The following is a 22,838-nucleotide window of genomic DNA, read 5'->3' on the forward strand; positions in this document are numbered from 1 at the left end:
TCGCTGCTGGGTCGACTCGTCACCGGCGTACACGATGCGGCCGAGACCCACCCCGCACATGTCGTGGAGTGGCAGGATCGGACGATGGAGCTGCACGAATTCTTGGATCACGTGAATCGCGGCGCACCGATCGAGGGCGGCTCAGAGCCTCACGCGTTCATGCATGCCGCCGCGCAGGAGGCGCTGCGCACGGTTGCTGAGATGAACACGGGATACCGCACACCCGAGGAGCTGCGGACACTGATGGGTCGACTCACCGGCAAGCCTGTCGACGAGTCGGTCGCGGTCTTTCCACCGTTCTACAGCGAGTTTGACAAGAACCTGACGCTCGGCAAGGATGTTTTCATCAACATCGGCTGCCGCTTCCAGGACACCGGCGGCATCACGATCGGCGACGGCACGCTCATCGGTCATGGCAGCACCCTGACGACGCTCAACCATGGGATCGACCCCGACCGGCGCGCAGACATGATTCCGGCACCCGTTGTGATCGGCCGTCACGTGTGGCTTGGAGCTGCAGTGACAGTCGTCCCAGGAGTGAGGATCGGCGACGGCGCGATCGTGGGCGCGGGTGCCGTGGTGACGAAGGATGTGCCAGCGAACGCGATAGTCGCCGGTGTGCCAGCCACACTCGTCCGCATGACCGGATTCGACGCCTCAACGACGTAATTCGGGCCCGACCCGTGCCACTGCGGCATCGCGAGACGGGCATGGGCGTCGCAAAGGCTCGGGAGGAACGGCTCGTTCTCGGGCTCAGAGAAGGTAGTGGAACATCGGGCTGCCGGGTTCGACGCGTTCCACCCCGAGCGGGCTGTCGGCGAACCGGCTCATCAGTGCGTGGAGGTCGTCGGGGTTCGCGAGCTCGATCCCGATGAGCGCCGGCCCCGCCTCGCGGTTGTTCCGCTTGACGTAGTCGAACAGCGTGATGTCGTCGTCGGGGCCCAGCACCTCGTCCAGGAAACGCCGCAGGGCACCGGGCTCCTGCGGGAAGTTGACCAAGAAGTAGTGCTTGAGTCCCTGATCGATCAGGGAGCGCTCGATGATCTCGCCGTAGCGGCTGATGTCGTTGTTGCCACCGGACACGACACACACGACCGTCGAGCCGGGCGCCAGGTCGAGCGGGACGTCGAGCGCCGCGGTGGCCAGGGCGCCCGCCGGCTCGGCGATGATGCCGTCCGACTGGTACAGCCGCAGCATCTCGGTGCACAGGCGCCCGTCGCTGACGGTGCGCAGCTCGATGCCGGAGCCCTCGACCAGGGCGAAGGTGTGCCGACCCACCCGTGCGACGGCGGCGCCGTCGACGAACGGATCGGTGTGCTCCAGGCGCACGGGTTTTCCTGCGGCGAGTGCGGCTGCCATGGAGGCCGCCTCCAGCGGCTCGGCGCCGATGATCCTCGTGCCCGGATGCCGTTCTCCGAGCCACGCACAGGATCCGCTGATCAGGCCGCCCCCGCCCACCGGGACGACCATGGCGTCGGGCGCGCGGCCCAGCTGATCGACGATCTCGAGCGCGATGGTCCCCTGGCCGGCGATCGTGCGCGGGTGGTCGAAGGCAGGGACGAGAACAGCCCCGGTGTCGGCCGCGTCGGCGTCCGCGGCGGCAGCGGCGTCGTCGTAGGAGTCACCGACCACGATCACCTCGACCTGGTTGGAGCCGATCGCGGCGATCCGGTCGCGCTTCTGCCGCGGAGTGGTCCCCGGGACGAAGATGCGACCCCGCACCTTCAGCTTCTCGCAGGCCATCGCAACGCCCTGGGCGTGATTGCCGGCGCTGGCACACACGACGCCGCGGGCCCGGGTTGCCTCGTCGAGCTGGACGATGAAGTTGTACGCGCCACGGATCTTGTAGGACCGGACCGGCTGGAGATCCTCTCGCTTCAGCCACACCTCGTACCCGGTGACAGACGACCAGTAGGTGTTGCGCTCCAAGGGGGTGCGAGCGACGATGCCGGCCAGTCGTCCGGCGGCTGACTCCACGTCGGAGGCGGTCGCCGGCGCGGAGTCAGTCATGCTGCCACGGTATTCAATGGCGACGTGTCGTCAGCTCTGGGGTCCGTGGTGCGAGGCTCGAACCTGCACGTCCGTTCGAACGACCTCGTGGTGCGATCGGGGGCAACGATCTCGACGTCAGCTGGCACGGGCCGGCGACCGGCTCACCGGACGGCGAGTGGACGCTCGACGAGGTGATCAGAGGCTCGCTGCCATGCAGCACTACCGCAGGGCGTTCATCGGGTCCTCACGTCGGTCGGCAATGACCACCGGGGGGAGTGTCTGACGCAGCTCGTCGACGACCTCGGACAGGACCGCCGCGTAGGGCGAAGGGTGGCTGACTGGATGCATGTGTCCGCCGGGAACGATCACTTCGCGGACCGGATGCCGTGACGTCGTCAACCACCCCTGAGCGTCATGGGGACCGACCACAGGGTCCTCAGATCCGCGGATGAGCCGGATGGAGGCGTCAAGGGGTCGGCGCGGTCGAGGTGGCATCGCCAGGCAGGCCAGATCCGCGCGGAGCGCCGGCAATAGCATGGACCGTAGGTGGGGATCGTCGTACGCAGGATGGGAGTATCCGGTCAGCCGGGCCACAGTCGAGACGAGCGCAGCGTCCGGCAGGTGAGCGAGGGGCACCCGGTGGCGTGCGGGCGACGGTGCGCCGCTGACCACAACGGCGAGCTGCTGGTGCAAACTCGCCGTCTCGGTCAGCTCGGCAGCCACCTGCCACGCAATCACCGCCCCGAAGCTGTGCCCGACGAGCACCAGTCCGCCGTCGGATCGTGATTGTTGCAGCGCGACTTCCTCCACGAAGCGCAGCGCGTCCTCGATCGCGCAGGCGAGGTGGCTGCAGGCAAGTTCAGAGATACGACTCTCCCGACCGGGCAAGTCGTGGCCTCGCACGGGGACGCCCGAACGATTGACCGGTACGAAGAAGGATGCGCCGACACCGGCTGGGGGGAAACCGACGATGGTGATCGGCGGCCGTTCCTCGGGCGCTGACGTCAAGGACTTCAGGCCTCGACGTCGACGTGATCCGAAAACTGGCCGGGACGACGATCCACACCAGCGGCCCCGCGGTAGGCCTGGGCCACAGTCAGCCATTCGCGAGCCATCTGTGAACTGCCGCGCACCTTGAGATCGTCGAGGTGGCGCCGCCGAGTCACCAGCAAGGCCAGGTCCCACGCGTCGCCGGTGACGATGTCGGCACCGTCGGGATCACCGATGACCCACAGGTCGCCGCTCGGCGCTTCGACTTCGAGGCGCAGAGCGAGTTCGGCGGGCTCCTCGCCACGGCCCAGCCATCCGAAGGTGCGGGTGTGGAAGGCGAATTCGCAGATCATCCGGACATGATCGGTGCGGGTGCGCAGGGTTCGGAATGCATCGCGGATGTCCTGTCCGTGTGCGAAGGCTTCGGTCGTACCGGCCATCGCGAGCACGGCTGCGGGAATGTCGTTCACCAGCCACGGCACCATCTGGTTGCCGGGCAGCGTATCGAGCGCCGCGACGGTCTCCGCTGACGTGGCGGCCCACATCGCGACCAGCTCGTCCGGAGACTTCGTGAGCATGGGTTCCATCGCCGCCGCGACGTTGCCGCCGAAGTCAGAACTCAGATGGGTCAAGAAGGTGCGGAAGCCGTCGGGATCTGACGCGGCCCGGCCAGCGAGGGTGTAGACGCTGATCAGATGAGCCACCTGATGTTGCACCGTCCACCCCTCGGCTGGTGTCTCGGTGCTCCAGTCCTCGCCGCCGATGTCGTCGAGAAGTGCCGAGATGGCCTCGACCTCCTCTCGGAGCGCAGAGAGGGGGCTGATGGTGGCGGGGGTGAGTGCGGGCATGTCGCTCCTCGGATGGGTGAGAGGTGTCTTCCACACATCTAGCAAGGACGGGGCGTCAGGAGTCTGACGTACTTGTGGCAGAGATCTGCCAGCTGTCCTGCGGTCCGGGAAGGAATCGCCGGGGGCGTTCTGGGGACCGCACGCGACGAGAAGGCTAGAGCTTCGGATATGGCACGACACGAGGTGTCGTGCGTTGGCCAGACACATAGCCTTCGATGGACACGAATCTGGGCGCCAGGGCCGATCCAGCGACGAAAGGGACGCCGTGCTCACCGAGTTCCAGACCATGACACTTGAGGCTTTCGCCGACACCGTGATTCCCGGGTGCAAGCGGTACCCGGAGGACCGAGCGATCGCGGGTGTCTCCACCACGCCTGGGGCGGTGGACGCTGGGGCACTGCTGGTGCTTCAGGACCCCGCCACGGGAATCGAGGACGGTGTCGGCGACATGGCTGACCTGCTGGACCAGCATGCTCAGGACGTCGCCAGTGAGCGTGGTCTGGTCGTGGCCGTCGACGGCACAGCCTTTGCCGATCTCGACTACCCGTCCCGGCGCGAGCTGGTCGCGTCATTGACGGCGCCCGGCGCAACGCTGAGGGACTTCTGGTTCCTGCTGGCGCTGTTCTCGTACATGGCTTTCGACTCCGCGCCCCACCTCGACACAGCCATGGCGTTGGCCGAAGACCATCCGGGTTTGCTGGCGATCGGTTTTGCCCGACCCGACGACAACGGAGTGTGGGAATTCGACCCGGCCACGTACGGGCGCCCCATGGCAACGCTCCACCCGGCTACTGACGAGAACGGGAATCTGCCATGACCACTCAGCAGGAAGAGACGGTCGATGTCGTGGTGATCGGCTCGGGCTTCGGCGGAGCAATCACGGCCTTCCACCTGGCTGAAGCCGGGGCCAGTGTGGTCGTGCTGGAGCGAGGTCCACGCCTCACCGCTGCGGAGTTCCAACAGAGCTTCCAGTTCGGCAGCTCGAGCACACGCATCTTCGACTTCACCGCCGGCGACGGAATGAGCGTGTTGGCGGGCAACTGCGTGGGGGGCGGCAGCGTCGTCTATTTCGCAGCGATGCCGCGTGTGCCCTCATTCATCTTCGAGCGTCGCGGATCCCTGAATCGTCGACTGTGGCCCTCCTCGATTCAGCGGAGCACACTTGACCAGTGGTACGACCGGGTGGCGCAGGCGCTGCCCATCACCTCCCACGGGTGGGACGACGTCAGCTACCCGGGTGGTGCGTGGGCCTCGATGTGCAACCACGCGGGCCACACCGCCAATCCGCTGCCCTCGGGCGTCGACACGTCGCGATGCACGAGCTGCAACTGGATGATGGCCGGGTGTCGGGAGGACGCCAAGCAGTCGATGCTCCTGAACTACCTGCCGGGCGCGGAGCGTGCGGGAACTGAGATCCGCCCGCTCCACGAGGTGCAGTTGATCACCCGGACCGGCACGGACGACTACACGGTCGAGTACACGGTCGTGGACCCTGTTGACTATCGCGAGCACACGGGCCGGGGCCAGATCAACTGCAAGGTCGTGGTGGTCGCGGCTGGGGCCGGAGCGACCCCGACGATTCTGCAACGCTCGCGCGAACGGTTGGGTGGGAACCTCCCACACGCGGTCGGTCGGTACTTCTCGGGAAATGGCGAACGCATCAACGTTGCGGTTCTCGATGAGGACCGGTTGGGCTCGGAACTTGGCCTTGACGCCGGAGACTCGCCCTACCGGTCGTTCCAGGTCGGCCGCGGCCCGGTGGTCTCCATGTGGGACTTCCTCGACGCACACCGTCCTGAGTTCACCCGTTACTCCGTCGAGCAGCTGTATTTCCCGCCCGGGTTGGGCACGATCCTGGCGCAGGCTTCGCGCGCTGAGGCGACCGGTCCCGGCTGGTTCGGGCTCGAGAAGAAGCACATGCTCGAGAAGTGGCAGTCGTGGCTCATGTTGTTCCAGCTGATCGAGGATGACAACGAGGGCGTGTTCGGCGCCCCTCCTCCCACTGGCAACGCCGTACGCCTCAGTCAGCAGCTCCTTGGTCGCGGAACTTTGCGGTACCGTCCGCGGCCCAGCACGCGCAACGCCTGGGCCGAGGCCGACGAGTTCGTGCGCAGCGTCGTCGAGGAACCGGGCTTCGGTACCGTGACGCCGTGGTCCAATGACCTGGTCGGGGCGTATACCGTGCACCCGCTGTCCTCATGCCGGATCGGAGACGACCCTGCCACCAGCGCGCTCGATGATACGCACGAGCTGCGCGGGCACGAGGGAATCTTCGTGATCGACGGTTCAGCGGTGCCGACGGCATTGACTGTCAACCCGTCGAACACGATCGCGGCCCTGGCAGAGCGGGCCGCACCACACGTCATTCGCCGCCTCCGCAAGCGGGGCGCGGATGTCCACTACCGCGGCACTCTGCCCCGGTCGTGACCACACCGCACCAGGAGACCGCATGTTGATCGAGATCGAACGGACATTTGACGCAGCGCCCGATGATGTTCACGGCGCGTTGATTGATCCCGTCCTCCAGACAGCGAAGGCCGAAGCATTGTCGGCCCTTGCGCACTCCATGACGACCGAGACTGTCGACGGCCGCCTGGTCGTCGTTACGCGGCGCCGGGTCGCTACGGGCGGCATGCCGGAGTTCGTCAAGGCGCTGGTGAAGCCGTCGATGACAGTCGTGGAGACCGAGCGTTGGGATGAACCACAGGCCGATCGGTCCAGGGATGCGGAGTTCCTTCTCGACATCGAAGGTGCCCCGGTCCGCCTGCGCGGCTCGGCGCGGCTGCACAGCGTCGAGACCGGGACGAGGTTGGCCTGGCGAGGTGAGCTCGAAGCAACCGTCCCCCTCTTTCGCAACCGGATCACCGAAGCCGCTTCGGCCTCGGTGATCGAGACGATCACCATCGAGTTCGACCTGCTGGAGCGCAGGCTCGCCGGAGGCGAAGCGTCAGCCCGCCAGAACCTCCACGCACCCTGACGGCGAGGAGGTCCTCGCCGCCCGGGCGAGGACCTCAGTGCGTTGCCGGTGCGGGGACCGCTGAGGTACCGGCCGAGCGGACCCGCTTCAGCCGAGGAGCGAAGTAGATCACCGCGCCCCGCAGCGCGCAGGTGATCACCAAGGCGAAGAAGATGGCGTAGGCGACCTGAGTGGTGATGAGGAGGCCGTAGATCGTCGCCGTCGTCAGGCCGAACACGATCTGGCCGCGGGTAGACATTGGTGTCGTTCCGGGGTCAGTGATCATGTAGTTGGTGAAGAGGATGAAGGCCACACCCGTCATCGAACCCAGCACCGAGAGGACAGGGTCGTCGAACAGGAGAGATCGCACGACTCCCTGCAGCACGTAGCCGCCGACCCACGCCAAGATGAGTGGTAGTCGGTGGGTGAGTTTGGTGTTGAGCATCGTGCCCAGCATCAGGACGCCGAGTGGTATCAGGACGTCAACCGGCCCGTCGGTGTTGTTGAGAAACATGTAAGGCGGGGTGAAGCCCACCAGCGGGGTCAGCAGCAGCGTCACGGCGATGCCGGTGTTCGAGGGGTTCAGGAAGTGCTTGCGGCGGCCACGAACTGTGACCCGGAACAGATACTTCGACGATGCAGCGACCGTGACTGCGAGCAGATACGGCCAGATGACGCTGGTGTACAGCAGCAGCGCGCAGGCGAGCGCAGCGATGTGGGCGGGTAGCAAGAAGTAGAAGAAGTTGCTCCCGCCACCTGCGTACTCCGGAGTTCTGCCCCAAGCCCAGGCGTCGATGGCCTCGAAGATCACGTTGAGGGCGTAGCTGAGGGCAACTGCGACGATCGGCACGATCGGCGGTTGCTCGAAGCCGAGCACCGCGTGACCAATGACCGTGAGCGCGGTGATCGACATCGCAAAACGCAGCAGCGCCTTCCGGCGGATTACCAAGGGGTCCGGCGACGGGGGTAGTTCGCTGGGCGAGGCAATGGCGGCGGAGGGAGCGTCGACGTCGCGGCTCGAAGTCTCGTCGTCGGGCGCAGGAGATCCGGGTTCTGGCTTGTTGGTCGCTGGGGGGTGGAGCGTGGTCATGGCCGGACCTCCAAGGTCGTGGTGGGCTCGTCGGGATCGACGACGTCGTCGAGGTCGAACGTGCGTGTGTGCAGTTTGGCGTCATCTCGCCACGTCACGGTGGCGGTGAATGCGTCGTCGCGGTGGTCCTCGGGGATGCCGAAGTGCACGATGTCGTCGGTGACTCCCGAGTGGCCGTTCGCCGGGTAGACCTGGGCCTGGCGGCTGTAACCGTCGTCGCCGTTGATCACGACCGTCGCGCCGATCATTGAACGAGGCTGTCCGCCGACGCCAGGGGTCACGACTCGGAGACTGAACCGTCTGTGGTCGGTCTGAGCAGTGTTGAGATAGGCGAATGAATCCTCCCACTGGTTCGCCACCAGAAAGTCGCGCCGACCGTCCCCGTTGACGTCGGCCACGGCGAAACCACGAGAGACCTCCTCGTCAAATCCGACGCGCCCGCCGATGTCGACCCACTGGTCGTCCATCTCGCGCCACAACCGGTTCGGCTCGTGGCCGGAGACGTCGTCGCCCGCCTCGATGCGCAACCAGGCTTCCGGGTTCTGGAGAATGAGGTCGTTCCCCATGGCCATCTCCTGCAGACGTGGCCACACGTTGCGATCGCCCTTGATGAACCCGGTGGCCTGCAGAAGGTCGTCCTGGCCTTCGTTGAGAAAGTCGACGGCCTTGATGTCCCAGGCCCACCCGGAGTGCGCGATACCTGTTTGCGCTGAGCGATCGCTGAAAGGAACCCGGCCTCTGAGCAGATCGTCGCGATCCCCGTCCGGGTAGAAGGCGAAATTGGATTCCTGCAGGCCCCACGGGGTCGTGATGTTGCTGACAAAGATTCGAGGCAACTCCTCGCCCTCGTCGTATGAGTATGCGACGCCCATGCCCTTGAAGGACCCGTGACCTAGCGCAGTGGAACGCCGCTCTGTCAGCGACCTTTGATCTCGTACCACCTCGAGTCGAACGGTGCCCGGTGTCGACCGGTTGACGAGCAGCTGGTCGGGTCCGAAGTCGTTGGCGATATATGCCTCCGGTCGGCCGTCGCCGGTCATGTCCTGGAACCCGATGGCCAGAGTCCAGGAATCTGCAGCTTCCAACGGGATGGCGGTGCTGGTGTCGGTGAACTCAGGCATCTCGCCAGGAGACTCGACAGCGCTGCCCAGGAACAGCCGATCTATTCCTGCGTTCCGCGCCTTGCCCATGCTGTGCTGCATGGCCATCCGAGGGTCGCTGTTTGCTGCAGGATCGAGCACTCGTGCCCCGTCGGGGAAGTAGTTGCCGACGTAGATGTCGAGAACCCCGTTGCCGTCGACGTCGGCGACGTTGACGGCAGTCGTGTTCCATATCGCCATCGGCGAGACCAGTTCGTGCGGTTCGAAGTCGGCACGTTTCGGTGAGCCCTCGCCCGGCTGTCGCTGATTGAGGAAGAGCACCGGGGAACGACCCCAGTAGTAGGCGATGATGTCCGTGGCGCCGTCCTGGTTGATGTCGCTCGGGACGCAGCCCATTGGTGCCATCGTGTCGTCGTAGCTCAGACCGTCAGGGCGAAGTTCGAAGGACTCCAACGGCGCTCCCGAGCTTCCAGGCACGGAAAAAACCTTGAGGCTGTCGTCTCGAGGATCGGTCATGCAGGCGTCGCCGGCGTGACCCTGGCCGCGCAGATCCATGGAACCGACTGAAGCACCGACAGCTGAGATCCACGCCTGGATGTTCTCGAGGTCTGGCGCCACTGGTCGCTCGCGCTGGTTGCTCTGGGGCGCAGGAAGGAGCTTTCGATCGAACTGCACGTCTTGCGAAGCTTCGTCGACCTCGGCTGGGCTCGAGCCAGCCGGGATCAGCATCCACATGATCAGGCTCGCGCTCAGAGCCACTATCGGCAGAATCAATCGTTTCATCGCAGGATCGAACCTTCCTTCTGGGTCAGAGACTGGTTACATCCCAGTGGTTGTCCGTGCCGGTCGGCATCTCGTGTAGTGCGAGATCAGTCCGAGGACGATGTGGCCGATTCCCTTCGCAATCCAGGAGTGGTGACCTTGGTGCGGGGCGCGCCATGGTGAAGGGGAACTGTCCAGGGGACCCTCTCCTGGCACGAATGGAGGAAGAAAATGACTGACATCATCAAGACCTCTGATGACCAGCTCCTTGCGGCTGCTGGTGTGAGCGGGCTCGACTTCTCCGCGGGGTCTGTTGCCCCGTCGGTGATGGCTGGAGAGCCCTGCGCCTGACAAGTTCGTGATTGGGGTGGCGCCGCTTTGTCGACGCCACCCCAATCTCGTACGTATCGCCACCTGAGAGAGGGCCCGTGCCGCATCCTGTGCCACCCACCGAACGGCCGCTCGGAACCGTGCTGATCGGGGTCTGTGGCTCAAGTGCCGCCGTGGACACCGCAGCGCTGGTCGATGATGCGATGCAGCTCGCCGATGAGGTGATCGTCGTCGCCACGCCGGCGGCTGCGGCGCTCTTCGTGTCCGACGACGTTCGTGTTGTCGTGCACACCGATGATGAGTGGGTCCGTGAACCTCTTCATGTCACGCTCCTGGAGCAGACGTCGACCCTGGTGGTCGCGCCGGCCACGGCCACGACGTTGGCGAAGGCCGCAGCTGGCATCGCTGACACGCTGGTGACGGCGTTGATTTGTGCTCACGGTCCCGGTGTCTACTTCGCGCCATGCATGAACGCCCGGATGTGGGCCAGCCCCGCTGTCCGGCGGGCGGTCGCGACTCTGCGTGAAGACGGCCACCACGTGCTGGAGCCCGGTCCGATGACGTCGCGTGCGCGCCAAGAGATGGGCTCAGGGGTGGGCGAGATTCCCGGCCAGGTGATGTCGGACGTGGCAGAACTGGCACGGTCCGCACGAGCCTGAGTCCCTGCCGCCTGGTGTGCACCGGTGCGGTCGTCGTCAGCCGATCTCGGGCGGGTTGCGTTCGTCGCGCATCGCTATGAAGGCGCGCGCTGCGATGAAGTAGGGCCTGGCATTCTCGCGGAAGTCCTCGGTCGAGCGGAATCCGCGGTCGAGGACGTGAGTCGCGACGTCGTCGACCTGCCACAAGTCGGCGAAGGTCGAGTCGAGGAGGTCGTTCGGAATGTCGCCCGGATGAAAGCGAGGATTGAGCCGCATGGCCTGGTGGCTCAGTCCGAGCAGACGCGCGCTCTGCGCAGCCTTTTCTGGTAGATCGAGATGAAGATCGTTGGGCATCTCCTCGAAGACCAGCCGGCCGGACTGGCGCCGGAATGTTCGCACCAGCACGCGCACGGTGCGCTCACGCTCGTTGAGGTGCTCGGCTTCGTGGCTCGTCAAGATCCCCCGTTCGACGAGGTCGGTCGCGCTCAAGGCGTCGAGCCACGACGCCCGGTGTGTGTCGGTGTTCGAGGCCGGCTCGGTGACTGCGAACTGGGGATACTCGGGACGCAGATGTGCCAGGACGTAGCGGGTGTGACGGTCCGGGAAGTCCCGGATGAACAATTGGACCTGGGCCAGAACCTGGCGCAAGGAGGGGCTGTCCGCGTCCGCCGTCGCCGAGGTGTGCTGGAGCTGCCACTCCTTCTGATAGGCGGTGACCGGGACAGCTACGTGTTTCGGCGGTGCGCCCGCCGCTTCGGAACGGATGTCGCGGACTGCCTGTTCGGCATCCATCCGCTTGACGTCGCCTGTCCGGTCTGGGTGGAGCTCGTCGATGACGAGCTGAACTGCAGCACCGAGTTCGTCGTCGTGGACCGATGCCAACAGAGCGCCTCTGCTTCGGACAGTGAAGTGCACGGACCGGGCCAGCGCGACAACGCGTGCCGCAGTATCAGCGTCGAGGCGATCTTGGGCCACCAGCTGGTCGGTGACGTGCAGGATGCTCACGATGGCGTGGGTGAATCCCCGGAAGGCGATCTCGGAGTCGCCGTGGGTCAGCGCGACGTCGGCATCAGACATCAGTCGCCCGTCGCGGTACCACGCGAAGACGGTGCCCAAGCCGGTCATGCCGTGACCCAGGTGCTCACAGGCGCGGAGCGCTCCGAGGCTTGCGGCGCCGTAGATCGAGACGCCCTGGGCGTAGAAGTGGAGAATCTCCTTGTGCCGCACCGGAGCGGTGTGCTGGTAGACGCCGTCGACGATGAGGACGGAGTCCTCGGGAGCAAGGTGCACCCGGTAGAGATCGCCGTGGGCGATCGGGGGATGCGAGCACACGTCGTCGTGCTCCAGCTCGGGTGAACCCGCCATCGAGGGTCCCGCGAAGACGTGCAGGGTCATGGGGTGTCCTCCATGATCGTGTGCGTCTGCCTCTCCGGTGGTGCCGGGTAACGAGGAAGCTCCTCGGTGGCCTCGTGGAGTGATTCCGGCAGCCCGGGGGCCAAGACCTTGCAGACGGCGAACGGCTCACCGGGCGGAGTCATGTCGACTCGCAACACCGAACTCCCCGACCTGGCTTCGACTTGGGTCACGAGCCACTCGAGCATGGTGGTGCTCGGCGCACTGGCCGTGAGGAGGGGGTGGGTGATGGCGTCCCACGTGTGATTCGGTTGCACGATCTCCGGGGGGACGGGTTGCCGAACCCCCCGGTAGGACATGCTGCCGAGGTCTTCACGTGTCCCGCTGATGACCGACATCCTGCTTTGAACTGCCTCGGTCAGCGCGCGCTGCAGAGCTATCTCGGGGAGGAAGTGGCTGCCCGATCCCGCGTAGAGGCCGGGCATGTCTGAGCTCCACACGAAGGCGGCAAAAGCTGCGACACCAGGAACAATCGAGCAGTCAACGATCTCCACCCAGAAGTCCAGGCCTTGCAGATGCACGACGAGGTCTCGACTCCAGCAGTCGGGGAGGCTCGTCAGGTTCATGACGCGTCGTTGCCGGATTGGAGTCTTCGCCATCGCGGCGGTCGAGTATCTCTCAACGACCTCGAGCAGCGCGTGAATGGTGGCCTCAGCCAAGTTGTTCCCACTGGCCAGGCCATTGGCGGTCGAGAACTGTGTCGGCGGTCGCCAGCTGCCGTCGGTGGTGCCGTCCATCGCTACCGCTCGGAGAGGGACGAACGTCGAGCTGTCGTCGGTCAAGGAATCAGCTGGTACCCAGCGGAGGGGAAACTCCTCGGAGATGACCGACAGCCTGGTGGGGGTCAATGTCGTGGTGGCGTAGGAAAGGCCTAGCTCGCTGCCCGTCGAGATGAAGGAGGCGGGCGTCGAGAAGTACCGCTCGCACACCGACATCTCGATCGCTTCCATCACGGCCGAGATCCGGGCAAGCAGAGGTGTCGCCCCTTTGCCCTGGCTGACTCCTACCGTCGTTGCGAGTGGCCGGACGGCCATGTAGACCGGCATCCCGATGATGTCGAGTCCGGTGAGCTCGGCGATTCGGGTCACCCCGTAGTCGAGCATCCGGGGAGCCACCATCTCCCACGTCTCCTCAGGGGGCCGGTCGCGCAGCGTGCCGGAGCAAGCGACTGGTCCGCGGTGGGTCGCCTCCTGCGAGGTGGTGTGCATTCTGCTTGTCACGGCTCGGCTCCCGCATCATGTGGTGGGCTTCGACCTCACCTTCGGTGAGGTGTTCGGGTGTCGCCCACTCGCAGAGTGCTCACCAGCGCCGAACCGTGTGAAGAGGGCGGCTCTGCGTAGAGCGCGTCAATGGTGGCGGCGTACTTCTGCGAGATCGACGAGCGCTTGAGCTTCGACGTTGCGGTCAGCTCCTCGCCGCCGGGCTCCCAGAGCTCTGGCAGCACGGCAAACCTCTTGATCTGCTCGATCCGAGACAACGTTCGGTTGCCGGCCTCGACGCTGGCCTGAATCCGATCAAGAACTCGTCCGTCGGTCGCGAACCTGGCCGGGTCCGAGGCCGCATCCAGGTCAAGACCGAGCTCGACCGAGAGCGCCGTCAACGCGTCCCGATCGACAGTGATCAGGGCGACGTTGTAGGGACGGTCGTCGCCGACGGCCAGCACCGAGCCGATGAGTGGGGTTCCTGCCTTGACGGCATGCTCGATGTTGCTCGGCGACATGTTCTTGCCGCCAGAGTTGACGATCAGTTCCTTCTTCCGACCGATGATGCGGTAGGTGCCACGGTCGACTTCTGCAAGGTCTCCGGTGTGAAGCCACCCCTCGGGATCCAAGGCCTCGGCAGTTGCCGCAAGATCGTCCCGGTAGCCCCGCATCATCCACGGCATCCGCACCAGCAGCTCTCCGTCTTTGCTCAGTCGGGCCTCGGCCCCGGGAGCGACCGTTCCGATTGTTCCGATCACGGACTCCGCAGGCGAGGCCCCGGCCCCGAATCCACACTCGGACATTCCCCACCCCACGGTCACGGGCACTCCGAGGTCTCTCCAGAATGACCAGACGGAGTCCGGAATCGGTGCGGTACCGGTGAGAGCCCATTTCATCCGATCAAAGCCGAGCTTTTCGCGGAGGTCGTCGCGAGCCGTCTGGTGGCCAGCAGCCAACGCTTCGGCGGCCTCCGGGGCCTTCAGGAGATCGCGCTCCACAGCGGCTTTGAGCTTCTCCCAGGTGCGGGGCACGGCCGCGAACGTGGTGGGGTGGAAGCGGGCGAGCGCCTCGGCGACCCGGTTGGCATCGGCGACGCTGATCACCAGTGCGCCTCGCACGATCGGGTAGTAGTGCCGGAAGAAGCGGTCGCCTGAGTGGCTGGAGGGTAGGTAGGAGATCGCAGAGTCGCCTGCCGCAAGCGGCCAGATGGTGCAGATCGCGTCGATCATTCGCATCCATCCGCGGTGCGTGTGCTCGACACCCTTCGGAGGGCCAGTGCTTCCGGAGGTGTAGATCAGGCACAACAGGTCATCGGGTTCCACGGCCCGCCACGCCGCCTCGAAATCAAAGTCTGGCGCGGGTTGCAGGCGGTCCAGGTCCCCGTGCTCGACGACGAGGAGATGCTCGAGGGGGGCACCTGAGGCCTTGATTCGGTCGGCGAACTGGTCGTCGCACACGACAATCTTGGTACCGGAGTGCGCCAGAAGGTGGTGGATCTGCTCAGGAGAGCTGGTGTTGTACACAGAGAACGTGGTGGCACCGAGGTGGGACGCGGCTACCTCGGTCACGTTGAACTCCGGTCGATTGGTCAGCATCGCCGCGAAGGTATCGCCTCGGCGCAGCCCGAGCGCCGCTAGTCCGCCCGCGATCCGGCGCACTTCGTCGCCGTACTGCTGCCAGGTCAGCTCAACAGAGCGGTCGATGGTGAGCAGTGCAATGTCGTCACGGTGCGCCGCGACCGTCCTTTGAAAGGCGGCCGGGAAGGTCGGGGGGAGACTCAGGCCAGTCTCGACGTTCCTTGTGACGTGCTCCGTCGGTGTCATGGGCGCACTATCGCAAGGACAAGACGTCCAAGCACCTCATGAATTGCCTTCTGACGCGGTGGGCGGTGCGCAATTCATGAGGTGTTGATTCGGTCCTGGGCGACGGACGCTTTTGTGGTGACTTCAACGCAGCAGAGCGAGACCACGTCCGACGTCGTCATCGTGGGCGGCGGTCACAACGGGCTGGTCTGCGCGGCATACCTCGGGCAGGCCGGGCACCGCGTGACGGTGATCGAGCGATGGGACCAGGTCGGTGGCGCATGCGTGACCGATGAGCTCTGGCCCGGGTTCAAGGTCTCTACCGCGAGTTTGGTGACGACCCTGTTCAGGCGGGAGATCATCGAAGATCTCGAGCTGGAGAGCAGGGGGCTGCGGATCGTCCCGCGGGATCCCTCGGTCACGGCACTTTTCGACGATGGCCAGCCACTCACGCTCAGTGCTGACGACGAGGCGACCGCTCGGGAGATCGCGAAATTTTCTCCTCGGGACGCTGAGCGGTACCCAGAGTTCGGGCGGGCCATGCGGCAGATGGCCGAGTTCGTGGAGCCGTACTTCCTGGGACCCGCCCGAGAGCCGCTGTTGCGCGATGTTGCTTCGCTGAAGTCGGCGCTGCTCGACGCCGCGAAGCTGCCTGACGACGAACTCGGTCGGTTGGTCGGCGCCATGTTCGGTAGCGCTCGTGACCTGCTCGACTCCTGGTTCGAGTCCGAGGAGCTGAAGGTGACGCTCGCGACCGACGGCACGGTTGGTCTCGATGCAGGGCCGTCGATGCCTGGTTCGGCGTACCTGATGCTCTACCACCAGCTGGGTTCGCGTGAGGCCGGTCGCCCGGCGTGGGGCCAGGTCATGGGCGGGATGGGCAGCATCACTCAAGCGCTGGCCGCGGCTTGCCTCGAGTACGACGTCACCCTCGTCACGGGCCGTGCCGTACAACGAATCGTCACTGGTTCGGACGGCGTAGAGGCAGTCGAGCTCGATGACGGCTCTCGCATCTCCACCAGCACCGTCGTGTCGGGGGTCTCGCCCCGAACGACCTTCCTGGACCTTCTAGGTCCTGAGGACGTGCCGAGCGCCTACCGGCACGCCATCGCCCAACGACCATTCCCCGGAGTTGCGGCCAAGGTCCACCTCGCGCTCGATCACTTGCCCGACGTCCGAGGGTTCACTGGTCCCGGCCGACATCTCAACGGCACGTTGCAGATCCTGCCGAGCATGGATCATCTCGACATGGTCCACGCCAAGGCAGCCCGAGGTATCGCGCCGGAACGGCCTCACATCGAGTGCACCATCCCCAGCGTGCTCGATCCGAGCATGGCGCCGCCCGGGAAACATGTCTTGAGCATGTACGTGCAGTACGTGCCCCACACCGTCGCAGACGGCAACTGGAGCGATGTCAAGGAGGCCTATCTCGACGACCTTCTGGAGTACGTCGAGCCGTATCTTCCGGGTCTGACAGACGCCGTCATTCATCGACTGATACTGACCCCGGCGGATCTTGAGGAGCGGTTCGCGCTACCGGGTGGGAACCTCTACCACGGGGCCATGAGCCCCCTGGATCTCTTTGCGGGTCGACCTGTCTCGGGCTACGCCGATCACGAAACTCCGGTAGCCGGCCTGTTCTTGTGCGGATCGGGCACGCGTCCCGGGGGCGGGGTCTTCGGGGTGCCCGGCCGCAACGCCAGTGCAGTGGTTCGTGGACATCTGGGGGACGCATGACCCGTAGCGAAATTCCGACGGACCTGGGCGTCATCGACGCGATCACCCTGCCTCGCGACGGGATGCTGCCGGATCTAGGAGGGTCCTCCGGCCAAGAGGAGTACGACAGCTACTTTCGGCTGGAGCGCGGAACCCCAGACGCCACCTCGTGGGTCAGGACGTGCCTCCAAGTCCAGCGGGCCGTGATGCGCGATCTGGACCGCACGGAGTTGTCCGCCGAGGATCGCAACGAGATCCTCGCCGGTTGCCTGACCGTTCTGCACTCCACGCTGGAGCGGTGGATCAATACCGATGAGGATGCGGACCGATGAGTGGATGCCCCATCCCGATTCCTGGGATCGATGAAGTTCCGGAGGGCTCTCGGGAGGCGGTGCTGCGTTGGAAGCTTGGCCATCACTTGTTCCACATGCACCTCGTGACGATGACCTCGATGCTGGACGAGGCTCGGGCGGCTCTCCAGGAGCCCCGGTGGGACGTGGTCTGTGATCGCGTCCACCACTTGTGCGTCCTCTATGACGCAGCGACCTCCACGATGCAGTACGCCTCTGACTTCGGTCAGGACATGTACGAACAACTCATCCGTCCCTCCATGGCGCCGCCGTTCGTCAGCCCCGGCTTCTCGGGTGTGTTCAACCTCGAGCACGAGCAGATGGCGAGCAGCTTGCGGGACTTCCGCCATCGATTCAAACAATTGCAACGGTCGGCGCAGGTACCCGCGGAGGCGCGGGATGCGGCGAAGCAGCTGTGGCGGGCGGAGTCGCGCAACCGCCGCAGTCACGTGCTGATCTGCGAGCGCTTCGTGCCAGAGGGCAAGTCCCTGCTGTCGGCCTACTTCGCTGAGCAGGACGAGAACGAACTGACCACCCCAGATTCCCAGCAGCAACAACCGCACAGATAAAGGAGCACGACATGATCCACGTACTTGAGACATGGCACTTCAAGGACGAGCACCTCGGGGACATCGCTGCGGTGATGCAGACGATGGACGAACTCGTCGGACCGGCTGCTCACGACCATCCGGCGTTCAGCGGTCATGCGACGTTCCTGCGTGATGAGGTCAACGATCCCGCCTCGGTCAAGGTTCTGTATCAGTGGCGCAGCCCCGAGGAGGCCGACGAACTGATTGCCGGCGAGGACCTCGTCATCGCAGAGTTCACCCAGAAGTACTGCACGGCGCCTCGCGAGGTCAGGTACCTGACCGAAGTTCCCCACACCCACGACATGGAGGACGACCACGAGCACGGCCACGCACATGCCTGATCAGGTAGCTCTGGTCACGGGCGGAGCCCGGGGGATCGGTGAGGCGATTTGTCAGCGCCTCGCCGCCTCCGGCCTCGCCGTGGCCGTCAACTACCGGTCAGACGTCGGGGCCGCCGAGGCGCTCGTCGATCGGCTGCGAGCAGCCGGCGGCCGGGCAGAAGCAGTGCAGGCCGACGTCAGCGACGCAGAACAGTCCCAGGGCCTGATCGAAGAAGTTGCGATGCGGTTCGGGACGCCAGCGTCGGTCCTGGTGAACAACGTCGGTGACTTCACTCTCAGCCCAGTGTCGGAGACATCGGTCACGCGATGGAACGGAGTCCTTGACAGCAACCTGAACTCGGCCTTCTACGTCACGCATGCCGCCCTGCCCAGCATGCGCGCGCAGAGGCGCGGGCGGATCGTGATGATCGGATTGAGCCCGACGCTCCGGGTGCGCGGCGCACCCAACATGGCGGCGTACGCTGTCGCCAAGACGGGAGTCGCGGTGCTGACACGCTCGCTTGCCTCTGAGGAGGCGCCGAACGGAATCACGGTCAACTGCGTCGCGCCGGGGCTGATTGACAACGGGCACTTGCCGCCCGAGCAAGCAGATTGGATGGCCAAGCGGGTGCCCGCTGGCCGTCTAGGCACGGGCCATGACATCGCTGAAGCCGTAGGCTTCCTGGTCTCCGAAGCGGCTTCCTACATCTCAGGAGCGACGCTCGCCGTGTCCGGAGGCTGGGACTGGGAGGACCGTCCGCTCGAGCACGACTCAGGGGTGACCGAGCTCTTTCGCGATCAGAACATTCAGGTCGGCGAGATCTTCGAGGGCAGCACGTCATGACCGACGAGCCGGTGTCGGACTGGACGCCTGCTGAGTTCGAGGCCAACGGTCATGCCGTGCTGGCCCTGATCCGCGAGCATTTCGAGACTGTCCGCGCGACGCCCGTCACCGTGCCGAAGCCGGGAGCGGACCTGATGGCCTCGCTCGGTGACGACCTGCCCGAGGCGGGCGAGAACTTCGCCTCCATCCTCGCCGACACCCAGGATCGGGTCATACCCCACCTCGTGCAGTGGAACCACCCGTCGTTCCATGCCTACTTCTCCACCAGCGCAAGCTTCCCAGGGGTTCTCGCCGAGACCCTGACCGCAGCGTTGAACGTCAACGCGATGTTGTGGAAGAGCGGTCCGGCCGCGTCCGCCCTCGAGCGGGTGGTGCTCGGCTGGATCGCTGAGCTGGCCGGGTACCCCACCGGTGCGGACGGTGTTTTGGTCAACGGGGCTTCACTCGCGACGATGTACGCGCTGGCGACAGCCCGAGACGACGCGATCGGCGACGTCCGTGTCTCGGGCACAGCAGGGGGTCCGATCCTGCGCATCTACACGTCGGACCAGGCGCACAGCTCGGTCGACAAGGCGGCCATCACACTCGGCATCGGCATGCGCAACGTCGTCCACTTGCCTTGCGACGACCGTCACCGGATGGACCCGGCCACGCTTGACCGGGCCATCCGGGACGATCTTGCCCGCGGCCTGCGGCCCCTCGCCGTGGTGGCCACAGTGGGCACGACGGCGGTGGGCGCTACCGATCCCGTGCCCGAGATCGCCGAGGTCTGCGCACGCCACGGGATCTGGCTGCACGTCGATGCCGCCTATGGCGGCTTCTGGCGGGTCGCACCATCCCTGACCGGCAGCGCAGTCGATATTTCTGCGGCTGACTCCATGGTCGTCAACCCGCACAAGACTCTGTACGTGCCGCTTGAGGCGTCGGCGCTCTACTGCCGCCGGAAGGGCTCGCTGGCCGCAACCTTTCGACTCGTTCCTGAGTACTTGACCTCTCGGCCCGACACGGACACAGTCGACTTCATGGACCTGTCACCGCAGCTGGGCCGGGCCTTCAGGGCGCTCAAGGTGTGGTGGGTCATCCGGTCGTTCGGGCGAAGGGGCATCGCCCAGATGCTCGAGAGCAGCGTTCAGCACGCCCGGTGGTTGAGGGCGCAAGCCACAGACCATCCGGACTGGGTCTGTCCGGTCGAATCGGAGTATCCGCTGGTCTGTATTCGCTTCGAGCCGGCCTCCCCAGCAGGTCTCGAAGACTCCATGCGTCGCGCGTGGATCGACGATCTCAACGAAGCCGTCGCGGAGCAGATCAACGCCTCAGGCGATGCCTTTGTGTCGCACGCCGTGCTCGACGACGGCTATGTCATCCGTGTCTCTATCGGCAATATCCGCACCACAGGGCCTGATGTTGCGCGGTTGTGGACACTACTTACCCGGACTGCCGCAGAGCATCTGCTCTCGACCCAATCCCATGCACCGCGCCAGAGATGGGAGCTCTCTTCGTGACCTCTGCCCAGATCGGCGTCGCCGACCAGGTGGACCCGCTGGAATACGCCCATCTCATGATTCCGGGACCTTGTCGGCTCGACCCGAGGGACTCCGAAGTGCTCGCACAACCCACCCGTCCGCACTACGGCGCAGGATGGGTCACGGCGTTCCGGTCGGTGCTTACGGACTTGTCGGTACTGCTCGGGGCCGCGCATGTGTACGTCATGCCGGGATCGGGCTCCTCTGGACTTGATGCGACGTTGCTCAACCTGTTCGAGCCCGGGCAGACCGTTGTGGTGGCCGACACCGGCTTTTTCGGGCAACGGCTCATCGAGATGGCAAGGGCTCACGGACTGACGGTTCGAGTCGCGGCGGTCGAGCCCGGACTTCCGGTCGATATTGCGCGGGTGGAGCAGCTGTTGCCGGGCTGCAGGGGTGTTATCGTGCCGCTCGTGGAGACGGCAACCGGAGTGCGTCACCCTGTCGAGAAGATCGCCGACCTCGCCCGGTCTCACGGAGCGCTCACCGTGGTCGATGCAGTTTCAGCGGCTGGAGGTGAGCGGATCGACCTCACGAACACCCAGGTCGACGCCGTGGTCTCTGCCTCGCAGAAGGGCCTTGGTGCAGCTCCAGGCCTGGCCGTGGTGGGGCTCGGAGAGCACGGCCACCGGGCTGTCCTTGCGCGGTCCTCACGACCCCACACGTGGTTCTACGATCTCGCCCGGTGGGACGAGGCCTCGCTCGACGACTGGGAGCCGACCCCGGTGACCATGCCAACTGGACTTGTCCTGGCCTTGGCCAGCAGTCTCTCCCGCATGCGGGAGGGCGGGTTCGATCGGTGGTTGGCCGAACGAGCCGAGGTCGCTCAACTGTGTCGGGACGGGCTCAGAGCGCTCGGTTTCGACGTGGTCGAGCCTCAGGGGCACGCCGCCTCGCTCGTGGTCGTGGCGCTCAGCCCTCGGGCCGACGAGATCCGGGAGAAGCTGGCTGGCGACGGCATCATGATCGCTGGTGGCCTGACGCCATTCGAGCGCGATGCGTTCCGGGTCGGTCTGGTGGGAATGGATGGAACTCGGCAGACCGTCGAGATGCTGCTTGCCCGGATCGCCGAGGCGATTCGATGAGCGAGGAATCTGAGTCGTCGCAACTAACTCAGCAGAGCCTCACACGGACCATGCGGGTCCCGGGCTTGACAGTCCACTACATCACCTCGGTGATCGGCACCGGCTTGCTGATCCTTCCAGGGCACGCTGCCTCGGAGGCGGGCCCTCTGTCGTTGGTCGCGTGGGGTGCCCTGATCGTCTACTCCTACCCGCTGGCCCTCATCTTCGCTCGTCTGTCCACACGGTTTCCCACCAGCCGGGGCATTCCAGAGTTCGTTCAGTTCGCCTTCGGGGAGCGTGCCGCGCGGTTCGTGTCGTGTTTCCTCGTGGCGACGCTCCTCGTCGCCAATCCAGTGCTGGGCCTGGCAGCCGCTCGCTACCTGCTTGGCATCTGGGACCCCAATCCGTCGGCCTTGGCGGTCGTCGGAGTGGGTTTCCTGATCGTCGTTGCTTCGGTGCTGTTCAACCTCACCGGAGTACAGGTCAGCGGCGCGGTCCAGGGCCTCATGCTCGTCGTGCTGGTGTTGTTCCTCGTGACGGTCATGGTGGTGGCGATCCCCTCGGCCGAGCCGGCGAACTTGGAGCCGTTCGCCCCGCAAGGCTGGGGGGCACTGGGCCCAGTGCTGATCATCTGTTTCTTCGGATTCATCGGATGGGAGAATGCGGCGCCGGTCGCCGAGGAGGTCGTCAACCCGAAACGCACCTACCCGCGGGCCATCCTGGTCGCCGTGTTCGCGATCGGGTTCCTCTACTTCGCGATGGCGCTCACGGTGCTCATGGTGGTGCCTCCCGCGGCGGGCCAGGGCGAACAGATCACCGCGTTCACCACGCTGCTCGAGGTGGCCAGCGGCAGCTCGGTCGCCAAGCTCGGAAATGTGGTGGCCGTCGTGCTGCTGGTCCTCGCGACCAACGCGTGGGTCCTGGGCACGTCCCGGGTGGTCTACTCGACCGCACGGGAGGGTCTGCTGCCCCGCGTCCTGACCCGCGTCACCACACGCTGGGGAGTCCCTTGGGTCGCAATCTTGGCCCTCATCCCGGGTTACGGAATTCCCGTCGGGATTCTTGCGCTGACCGGCAGCATCGAGACTCTTCTGATCACCGCGACCTCATCAGCCTTCTTGCTTCTGTTCCTGGTCACGCTGTGCAGTGCCTGGATGCTCGAGGAAGGACGGGCGCTGCGCACCGGAATCGCAGCGGTCGCAGTCGTCACGGCTGCGATCTTGCCCTTCGTCGGCGTCAGCCTCCTGTATGCCGCCGGCCTGGCCGTGGTTGCTGCCGTGATGGCCTTTGCTCGGCGCTGATGGCAGC

The 22,838-nt window shown here is 65.5% G+C and carries 21 protein-coding genes; 13 read left to right on the top strand and 8 right to left on the bottom strand.

All coding sequences use genetic code 11. From position 1 onward, the window contains the following. Positions 1 to 84 precede the first annotated feature (84 nt). Complete coding sequence (locus ACHAA3_RS12025) at positions 85 to 669, top strand: DapH/DapD/GlmU-related protein (protein WP_435709259.1); 585 nt, start codon at positions 85 to 87, stop codon at positions 667 to 669. 84 nt (positions 670 to 753) lie between these two features. Here ACHAA3_RS12025 and ilvA read toward each other — a convergent pair whose 3' ends face one another. From ilvA to ACHAA3_RS12040, 3 genes are all read right to left on the bottom strand, one after another. Then, on the bottom strand, positions 754 to 2,010 hold the full coding sequence (ilvA, locus tag ACHAA3_RS12030) for a threonine ammonia-lyase IlvA (protein ID WP_435709260.1): 1,257 nt from the start codon (positions 2,008 to 2,010) through the stop codon (positions 754 to 756). Positions 2,011 to 2,211: 201 nt separating this feature from the next. Beyond that, complete coding sequence (locus ACHAA3_RS12035; protein ID WP_435709261.1) at positions 2,212 to 3,096, bottom strand: thioesterase II family protein; 885 nt, start codon at positions 3,094 to 3,096, stop codon at positions 2,212 to 2,214. Beyond that, positions 3,006 to 3,830, bottom strand: coding sequence for a maleylpyruvate isomerase family mycothiol-dependent enzyme (locus ACHAA3_RS12040; protein ID WP_435709262.1), 825 nt, complete (start codon positions 3,828 to 3,830; stop codon positions 3,006 to 3,008). Before ACHAA3_RS12040 ends, ACHAA3_RS12035 begins: the two co-directional genes overlap by 91 nt. A 286-nt stretch (positions 3,831 to 4,116) precedes the next feature. Between ACHAA3_RS12040 and ACHAA3_RS12045 the strand changes: the two genes are divergently transcribed. Genes ACHAA3_RS12045 through ACHAA3_RS12055 form a run of 3 tightly spaced genes read left to right on the top strand, consistent with a single transcriptional unit; the run spans position 4,117 to position 6,807 of the window. After that, the gene (locus ACHAA3_RS12045; protein WP_435709263.1) at positions 4,117 to 4,647 is read left to right on the top strand and encodes a DUF5987 family protein; all 531 of its coding nucleotides are present in this window, start codon (positions 4,117 to 4,119) and stop codon (positions 4,645 to 4,647) included. After that, positions 4,644 to 6,257, top strand: coding sequence for an FAD-dependent oxidoreductase (locus ACHAA3_RS12050; RefSeq protein WP_435709264.1), 1,614 nt, complete (start codon positions 4,644 to 4,646; stop codon positions 6,255 to 6,257). Before ACHAA3_RS12045 ends, ACHAA3_RS12050 begins: the two co-directional genes overlap by 4 nt. A 22-nt stretch (positions 6,258 to 6,279) precedes the next feature. Beyond that, positions 6,280 to 6,807, top strand: coding sequence for a DUF2505 domain-containing protein (locus tag ACHAA3_RS12055; RefSeq protein WP_435709265.1), 528 nt, complete (start codon positions 6,280 to 6,282; stop codon positions 6,805 to 6,807). Between the two features lie 34 nt (positions 6,808 to 6,841). On the opposite strand, the gene ACHAA3_RS12060 is transcribed toward ACHAA3_RS12055, so the two are convergent. Together ACHAA3_RS12060 and ACHAA3_RS12065 are read right to left on the bottom strand one after the other, a co-directional pair. Next, entirely contained in the window at positions 6,842 to 7,876 is a 1,035-nt protein-coding gene (locus ACHAA3_RS12060) for a hypothetical protein (protein WP_435709266.1), read from the bottom strand. Beyond that, positions 7,873 to 9,453: a CRTAC1 family protein gene (locus ACHAA3_RS12065; RefSeq protein ID WP_435709267.1), complete on the bottom strand. Its 1,581-nt coding sequence runs from the start codon at positions 9,451 to 9,453 to the stop codon at positions 7,873 to 7,875. The genes ACHAA3_RS12060 and ACHAA3_RS12065 overlap by 4 nt, the downstream gene beginning before the upstream one ends. Positions 9,454 to 10,166: 713 nt before the next feature. Here ACHAA3_RS12065 and ACHAA3_RS12070 point away from each other — a divergent pair. Continuing rightward, positions 10,167 to 10,727, top strand: a complete 561-nt coding sequence (locus ACHAA3_RS12070) for a flavoprotein (protein ID WP_435709268.1) — start codon at positions 10,167 to 10,169, stop codon at positions 10,725 to 10,727. A 36-nt stretch (positions 10,728 to 10,763) separates the two neighbouring features. Here the strand turns inward: ACHAA3_RS12070 and ACHAA3_RS12075 are convergent, their stop codons facing one another. The 3 genes from ACHAA3_RS12075 to ACHAA3_RS12085 are packed head-to-tail and all read right to left on the bottom strand — an operon-like array spanning position 10,764 to position 15,144. Further along, positions 10,764 to 12,101, bottom strand: a complete 1,338-nt coding sequence (locus tag ACHAA3_RS12075) for a TfuA-like protein (RefSeq protein ID WP_435709269.1) — start codon at positions 12,099 to 12,101, stop codon at positions 10,764 to 10,766. Beyond that, the gene (locus ACHAA3_RS12080) at positions 12,098 to 13,327 is read right to left on the bottom strand and encodes a YcaO-like family protein (RefSeq protein WP_435709270.1); all 1,230 of its coding nucleotides are present in this window, start codon (positions 13,325 to 13,327) and stop codon (positions 12,098 to 12,100) included. Before ACHAA3_RS12080 ends, ACHAA3_RS12075 begins: the two co-directional genes overlap by 4 nt. A gap of 47 nt (positions 13,328 to 13,374) precedes the next feature. After that, entirely contained in the window at positions 13,375 to 15,144 is a 1,770-nt protein-coding gene (locus ACHAA3_RS12085; RefSeq protein WP_435709271.1) for an AMP-dependent synthetase/ligase, read from the bottom strand. Between the two features lie 117 nt (positions 15,145 to 15,261). On the opposite strand from ACHAA3_RS12085, the gene ACHAA3_RS12090 reads away from it, so the two are divergent. The 8 genes from ACHAA3_RS12090 (at position 15,262) to ACHAA3_RS12125 (ending at position 22,831) form a co-directional block, all read left to right on the top strand. Beyond that, a complete protein-coding gene (locus ACHAA3_RS12090) occupies positions 15,262 to 16,860 on the top strand; it encodes a phytoene desaturase family protein (RefSeq protein WP_435709272.1) in 1,599 nt (532 codons plus the stop codon). Continuing rightward, a complete protein-coding gene (locus tag ACHAA3_RS12095; protein WP_435709273.1) occupies positions 16,857 to 17,171 on the top strand; it encodes a hypothetical protein in 315 nt (104 codons plus the stop codon). The genes ACHAA3_RS12090 and ACHAA3_RS12095 overlap by 4 nt, the downstream gene beginning before the upstream one ends. Positions 17,172 to 17,266: 95 nt before the next feature. Further along, positions 17,267 to 17,758, top strand: coding sequence for a hypothetical protein (locus ACHAA3_RS12100; RefSeq protein ID WP_435709274.1), 492 nt, complete (start codon positions 17,267 to 17,269; stop codon positions 17,756 to 17,758). 11 nt (positions 17,759 to 17,769) lie between these two features. Then, positions 17,770 to 18,120, top strand: coding sequence for a hypothetical protein (locus ACHAA3_RS12105; protein WP_435709275.1), 351 nt, complete (start codon positions 17,770 to 17,772; stop codon positions 18,118 to 18,120). Continuing rightward, the gene (locus tag ACHAA3_RS12110) at positions 18,113 to 18,943 is read left to right on the top strand and encodes an SDR family NAD(P)-dependent oxidoreductase (protein WP_435709276.1); all 831 of its coding nucleotides are present in this window, start codon (positions 18,113 to 18,115) and stop codon (positions 18,941 to 18,943) included. Before ACHAA3_RS12105 ends, ACHAA3_RS12110 begins: the two co-directional genes overlap by 8 nt. Further along, complete coding sequence (locus tag ACHAA3_RS12115) at positions 18,940 to 20,445, top strand: pyridoxal phosphate-dependent decarboxylase family protein (RefSeq protein WP_435709277.1); 1,506 nt, start codon at positions 18,940 to 18,942, stop codon at positions 20,443 to 20,445. Before ACHAA3_RS12110 ends, ACHAA3_RS12115 begins: the two co-directional genes overlap by 4 nt. Further along, on the top strand, positions 20,442 to 21,551 hold the full coding sequence (locus ACHAA3_RS12120; protein ID WP_435709278.1) for a pyridoxal-phosphate-dependent aminotransferase family protein: 1,110 nt from the start codon (positions 20,442 to 20,444) through the stop codon (positions 21,549 to 21,551). Before ACHAA3_RS12115 ends, ACHAA3_RS12120 begins: the two co-directional genes overlap by 4 nt. Continuing rightward, positions 21,548 to 22,831, top strand: coding sequence for an APC family permease (locus tag ACHAA3_RS12125; protein WP_435709279.1), 1,284 nt, complete (start codon positions 21,548 to 21,550; stop codon positions 22,829 to 22,831). Before ACHAA3_RS12120 ends, ACHAA3_RS12125 begins: the two co-directional genes overlap by 4 nt. Positions 22,832 to 22,838: the final 7 nt, after the last annotated feature.

It is taken from the genome of Aeromicrobium sp. CF3.5 (assembly GCF_051262695.1).
GTDB lineage: Bacteria > Actinomycetota > Actinomycetes > Propionibacteriales > Nocardioidaceae > Aeromicrobium.

Bases quoted from the DNA above. Each gene is read 5' to 3' on its own strand.
- ACHAA3_RS12025 (WP_435709259.1), top strand. From the start codon at position 85: ATGGAGCTGCACGAATTCTTGGATCACGTGAATCGCGGCGCACCGATC.
- ilvA (WP_435709260.1), bottom strand. From the start codon at position 2,010: ATGACTGACTCCGCGCCGGCGACCGCCTCCGACGTGGAGTCAGCCGCC.
- ACHAA3_RS12035 (WP_435709261.1), bottom strand. From the start codon at position 3,096: ATGGCTGACTGTGGCCCAGGCCTACCGCGGGGCCGCTGGTGTGGATCG.
- ACHAA3_RS12040 (WP_435709262.1), bottom strand. From the start codon at position 3,830: ATGCCCGCACTCACCCCCGCCACCATCAGCCCCCTCTCTGCGCTCCGA.
- ACHAA3_RS12045 (WP_435709263.1), top strand. From the start codon at position 4,117: ATGACACTTGAGGCTTTCGCCGACACCGTGATTCCCGGGTGCAAGCGG.
- ACHAA3_RS12050 (WP_435709264.1), top strand. From the start codon at position 4,644: ATGACCACTCAGCAGGAAGAGACGGTCGATGTCGTGGTGATCGGCTCG.
- ACHAA3_RS12055 (WP_435709265.1), top strand. From the start codon at position 6,280: ATGTTGATCGAGATCGAACGGACATTTGACGCAGCGCCCGATGATGTT.
- ACHAA3_RS12060 (WP_435709266.1), bottom strand. From the start codon at position 7,876: ATGACCACGCTCCACCCCCCAGCGACCAACAAGCCAGAACCCGGATCT.
- ACHAA3_RS12075 (WP_435709269.1), bottom strand. From the start codon at position 12,101: ATGACCCTGCACGTCTTCGCGGGACCCTCGATGGCGGGTTCACCCGAG.
- ACHAA3_RS12080 (WP_435709270.1), bottom strand. From the start codon at position 13,327: ATGCACACCACCTCGCAGGAGGCGACCCACCGCGGACCAGTCGCTTGC.
- ACHAA3_RS12085 (WP_435709271.1), bottom strand. From the start codon at position 15,144: ATGACACCGACGGAGCACGTCACAAGGAACGTCGAGACTGGCCTGAGT.
- ACHAA3_RS12095 (WP_435709273.1), top strand. From the start codon at position 16,857: ATGACCCGTAGCGAAATTCCGACGGACCTGGGCGTCATCGACGCGATC.
- ACHAA3_RS12100 (WP_435709274.1), top strand. From the start codon at position 17,267: ATGCACCTCGTGACGATGACCTCGATGCTGGACGAGGCTCGGGCGGCT.
- ACHAA3_RS12105 (WP_435709275.1), top strand. From the start codon at position 17,770: ATGATCCACGTACTTGAGACATGGCACTTCAAGGACGAGCACCTCGGG.
- ACHAA3_RS12110 (WP_435709276.1), top strand. From the start codon at position 18,113: ATGCCTGATCAGGTAGCTCTGGTCACGGGCGGAGCCCGGGGGATCGGT.
- ACHAA3_RS12115 (WP_435709277.1), top strand. From the start codon at position 18,940: ATGACCGACGAGCCGGTGTCGGACTGGACGCCTGCTGAGTTCGAGGCC.
- ACHAA3_RS12125 (WP_435709279.1), top strand. From the start codon at position 21,548: ATGAGCGAGGAATCTGAGTCGTCGCAACTAACTCAGCAGAGCCTCACA.